Below are 4974 nucleotides of genomic sequence, written 5' to 3'. Positions count from 1 at the left end.
CATCGAGCGTACGTGCCATTCTTGCGAGGATACGTTCGCGACCGATGATCGGGATCATTTTTGCAAGGTCGGGACCATGCATCTGACCCGTCGTTACGATACGGAGCGGCATGAATACTTTTTTGCCGCCTACTTTGAGTTCTTTGCCAATCGCTTTGAAGATGGCTTTGACCGCCGCGAAGTCAACGACTTCAAGCTCATTCATCTTCTGCGCAAAGAGAGCCGTTACGGCAGGTACCGTTTCGTCGGCAAGAATTTCTTTCATCTCTTCGTCTGTTACATCGAACTCATCGTTGAAATAAAGGTCTGCAAGCTCCGTGAGCTGTGCCGCATAGCTGAGGTGATCCTGTACAGCGGCGGTGAATTCAACGAGTTTTGCTTTTTCTTCTGCGGAGATGTCTTCCGTGATATAGCCTGCTTCTACGAGATGCGGGATAGCGAGATCGCATACCATCGCAGGGTCTGCATTTTTCATGTACTGGGCATTGATCCAGTTGAGCTTGTCGATATCGAATACGGCAGGGTTTTTCGCAACGCGATCCATGGAGAACTGCTCGATGAGTTCTTCTGCCGAGAGGATCTCTTCTTCACCCGTCGGCGACCAGCCGAGAAGTGCGAGGAAGTTGACAATCGCTTCCGGGAGATAGCCGAGCTTACGATACTGATCGACGCTCGTTGCGCCGTGACGTTTGCTCATTTTCGTACGGTCTTTGCCGAGGATGAGCGATACGTGACCGAAACGCGGTGTCGGAAGGCCGAGTGCTTCATAGAGCACGACCTGACGCGGCGTGTTGGAGAGATGTTCTTCGGCACGGATAACGTGCGTGATCTCCATCGTAGCATCGTCGATAACGACAGCGTAGTTATATACGGGGATACCGTCCGATTTTACGATAACGAAGTCACCGACACCGTTCGAGTCGAACGTGACGCGACCGCGTACCATATCATCGACGATGATCTCCTGATTTTCGGGAACGCGGAAACGGATCGTCGGTTTGCGGCCTTCAGCGCGATACGCTTCTTTCTGCTCTTCCGTCAAATGACGGCAATGGCCCTGATAGATCGGCATTTTGCCTGCGTCTTTGAGTGCCTGACGTTCCGCTTCGATCTCTTCATCGGTGCAGAAACATTCGTAAGCCTGTCCGCTCGCGAGCAATTTTTTCGTGTATTCTTCGTAGATGTGAAGGCGTTCCGTCTGACGGTACGGACCGTGCTCGCCGCCGACGTCGATCCCTTCGTCCCACGTGATACCGAGCCATTTCAAGGCTTCTTTGATGTTTTCTTCCGACTCTTTCGTCGAACGTTCTCTGTCTGTATCTTCAATACGAAGCACCAACGTGCCTTGGTCTTTTTTCGCAAGTAACCAGTTAAAAAGTGCCGAACGCGCACCGCCGATATGGAACGGACCCGTCGGGCTCGGTGCAAAACGCACTCTCATTTTATCAGCCATGTAATATACCCCTCCAGAATAACTTATTCTTGTATTGTATCAGATTCTATCCCGTTATGTAAAGAGAAAAGCGAAGGGTCACGCGCGGTTTACGCATTTTCCTTCGCTTTTGTTACCGAATGATGAGCCTGAGCATACCATCTTCGACAAATGGGCATGCCCGAAGCGTCTTATCATCATCCTCTGTTCGCCATACAGCGACCGTTTCTGCCAAGACGAATCGCAAAAAGAGCGCACCGTCATGCCACACCTCTGCCCGCCAGCCGCCCTCATCGGCAAACAGTCTGACCTCGCTCGATGCCATGCAGACGGACGGCACCATCATCATCAGACAGACTGCCGTGACGATCATCAACCGTTTCATATCGACCGCCTCCCCGCACGTTTTTCTTACTATGTACGGAGATGCTTCTTTTTATACGCCTTTACACGCAAGGATCAGACATGATACGATATCCTGCCTTTTTCGTCCCTGCAAAGACGAGCCTTTTATGCGCCTTTGCTGACAAGAAGTGCAACGGCATACGATGCCATGCCTTCTTTCGTTCCGGCAAAGCCAAGGCCTTCCGTCGTTGTCGCTTTCACGCCGACCTGACCGACTTCGATACCGAGTGCATCAGCGATATTGCTGCGCATCGCGTCGATATGCGGGGCAAGCTTCGGCGCCTGTGCCACGATCGTCGCATCGATGTTGCCGACAGCATAGCCGTGCTCGCAGAGCAGTCTGCCGACGTGCGTGAGCAGGATAAGGCTCGAGATGCCTTTATACTGCGGATCCTTGTCGGGGAAATGCTTGCCGATATCGCCGAGCGCCGCCGCACCTAAGAGCGCGTCCGAGATGGCATGCAGAAGCACATCGGCGTCCGAATGGCCGAGAAGCCCTACCTCATGCTCAATTTCTACGCCGCCCAAGATGAGCTTGCGTCCTTCTACTAATCTATGTACATCATATCCGATTCCTACTCTCATTTGCTTCTTCCTTTCAACAACGCTTCCCCGATGATGAGGTCTTCGGGTGTCGTGATCTTGATATTTTGATAATCTCCTTTGGCAATGGCGACGCGCACACCGAGCCGTTCGACGAGGCTCGCATCGTCCGTGCCCAAGAATCCGTCCTCCTCGGCGCGTGCATACGCATCAAAGAGAAGCTGCGATGCAAAGCCCTGCGGTGTCTGTACCGCAAAGAGCGTGCTTCTCGGCGGGGTAAGGGCGACCATGCCGCTATCATCGACTGTCTTGATCGTGTCTTTCACAGGCACTGCCGCAATGGCCGCACGATGTGCTCTCGCGCTGTCGATGACCGACTGCACGACCTCGTCTGTTACGAGCGGTCTGGCACCGTCATGGACGAGGATCAGCTCGCTCTTTCTATCTGCCGCACGGAGCGCGTTGGCAACGGAATATTGCCGCTCGCTTCCGCCAACGACGACCTTGACGGGCTTTTGCCCGCGATACGCTTCTACGAACGATTCCATCTGTGCCTGTTCGTGCGCGGCGCAAATGACGATGACTTCCGCCACATCGCGTCGCCTAAGGAACGCTTCTATACTGTATCGTAAAATAGGTTTATCCAAAAGAGGTAAGAACACCTTGTTCTCCGCCCGCTTCATTCGTGAACCGCGACCTGCCGCCGCGACAATGACAGATATCATCTTCGCCACCCCTTTTCGTTTCTTCTATCATACTATATTTCCCCCGACAAAACAAAAAAATCTGCCTTCCGAAGAAAGCAGATCCTTTGTTTTTTTATGCACCGCGTTCAAACGCCTTCGGTTTGGCGAAGATCATGCGACCTGCCGCCGTCTGGAGCACCGAGGTGACGATGACTGCGATGGAACGGCCGATGTACTGCTTGCCGCTGTCAACGACGATCATCGTACCGTCATCGAGATACGCCACGCCTTGTCCGATCTCTTTGCCGTCTTTGATGATCGTGACCGTCATTTCTTCACCCGGAAGAACGACAGGCTTGATGGCGTTGGACAATTCGTTGATATTGAGGACTTCTACCCCTTGTATCTCCGCGACCTTATTGAGATTGTAATCGTTCGTGATAACTTTCGCACGAAGGATATGCGCCAGCTTGATGAGCTTGGAATCAACTTCGCTGATATCGTCGAAATCATGTTCGTCGATAACGACCGTCAGATCCGTTTCTTTTTGGATATGATTTAAGATATCAAGCCCACGGCGACCGCGTGTCCGACGAAGAAGGTCGGACGAGTCGGCGATATGCTGCAGCTCTTCCAGTACAAATACGGGAATGACGAGCGTGCCGTCGATGAAGCCCGTATTGAGGATGTCAGCGATACGTCCGTCGATGATGACGCTCGTGTCGAGGATCTTCGGTTTCGCATTCGTTTTATCTTTCACTGCACGATCTTTGCCGAAGACGGAGCGCGACGAAACGATGCTTGCGATCTCTTCACGCTTGCGCAGGATAAGATTGATACCGAGATACCCGAATAAAATGCTCAAGATACCCGGGATATAGTTGCCTACGATTGGAACCGGCACAAATGCCGCACCGAGTAAGTTTGCAATTATAAGTCCAATAGCCAATCCGATCGAGCCCACGATAACATCCTGCAATGGCATCTTATTGAGGCGACGTTCCATCCAGTACGTCACTTGCCATGCGATCTTGATAAGCCACGGCGATAACAAGTAGCCGATGATGCCACCAACCGTCATCCCGACAGCCAAGCCCAATACGACGAGTAATGTTGTTCCGAATATACTTCCGTTTAAAAAGTCTGTTTCGATGAGTGGTGCCCAATACGGTATCGCCAGACGAACGAGCATCAAACCTGCGATCCCCATCAAAACTGTGATTCCAAATCGTAACAGTCTGTCTAACATAGTTTCACCCCCTTTCCCAAAATCAGTACTTTCTTTTATTAGCCAACTATCAGTCAGATTCCTTCTTACGTCCCGCAAAAATTTGTATTTTTATACATCACGAAACGGCTTCATTCCGTCTGAGGAGATCTTGGAGCCATTTTTCCGTTTCGGCAAGCTCTCTCTTAGAGGCAAGCGCCAGCTCGCTCGCCAAAATATGCTTCGCCGTATCGAGAAGCCGTCTTTCTCCGCTCGATATCTTCTTCACACGGTCGGACAGTGTCAGATTGCGCACGACTTCGGCGACAGCAATGATGTTGCCGCTCTTGAGCTTCGCCATATTGGCATTGAACCGACGATTCCAGTTCCCGCCGTCAGACAAGTCCGGCGCATCACCGAGCACCTTCTCGACAGTACAGATCTCTCCTGCATCAATGATGCATCTCAGCCCGACATCGGCGGCCTTTTTAAGCGGTATCAGGACGCGCATATTGCCGAACGGTATCTTCAGCACATAATATGGCTGCACTTCACCCATGATCTCTTGTTCTTCGATACTCTCGATAATGCCCGCGCCGTGCATTGGATATACGACACGATCTCCGATAGATAGCATAGACAGCACCCCCAATATACTTTCAGTATAAACAAACTTTTCTAAAAAGTCAAAAACTTTTTAT

6 protein-coding genes are annotated in these 4974 nt (G+C 51.5%); all 6 read right to left on the bottom strand.

Annotated features, from left to right (window positions below; all coding sequences use genetic code 11):
• The coding region (locus IJN28_08290) for a glutamate--tRNA ligase (GenBank protein ID MBQ6713767.1) at window positions 1–1453 on the bottom strand (1453 nt) is incomplete at its 3' end.
• A 112-nt stretch (window positions 1454–1565) separates the two neighbouring features.
• On the bottom strand, window positions 1566–1817 hold the full coding sequence (locus tag IJN28_08285) for a hypothetical protein (GenBank protein ID MBQ6713766.1): 252 nt from the start codon (window positions 1815–1817) through the stop codon (window positions 1566–1568).
• Window positions 1818–1942: 125 nt separating this feature from the next.
• Window positions 1943–2422, bottom strand: a complete 480-nt coding sequence (locus IJN28_08280) for a 2-C-methyl-D-erythritol 2,4-cyclodiphosphate synthase (GenBank protein ID MBQ6713765.1) — start codon at window positions 2420–2422, stop codon at window positions 1943–1945.
• The gene (locus tag IJN28_08275) at window positions 2419–3105 is read right to left on the bottom strand and encodes a 2-C-methyl-D-erythritol 4-phosphate cytidylyltransferase (GenBank protein ID MBQ6713764.1); all 687 of its coding nucleotides are present in this window, start codon (window positions 3103–3105) and stop codon (window positions 2419–2421) included. Before IJN28_08275 ends, IJN28_08280 begins: the two co-directional genes overlap by 4 nt.
• A gap of 94 nt (window positions 3106–3199) precedes the next feature.
• Entirely contained in the window at window positions 3200–4315 is a 1116-nt protein-coding gene (locus IJN28_08270) for a TRAM domain-containing protein (GenBank protein ID MBQ6713763.1), read from the bottom strand.
• A gap of 97 nt (window positions 4316–4412) precedes the next feature.
• Window positions 4413–4910: a CarD family transcriptional regulator gene (locus tag IJN28_08265; protein MBQ6713762.1), complete on the bottom strand. Its 498-nt coding sequence runs from the start codon at window positions 4908–4910 to the stop codon at window positions 4413–4415.
• Window positions 4911–4974: the final 64 nt, after the last annotated feature.

The sequence above is a fragment of the Selenomonadales bacterium genome, assembly GCA_017442105.1.
GTDB lineage: Bacteria > Bacillota > Negativicutes > RGIG982 > RGIG982 > RGIG982.
Note: the sequence above shows the minus strand (reverse complement) of the source record. Positions and strands in the feature narration are given on the sequence as shown.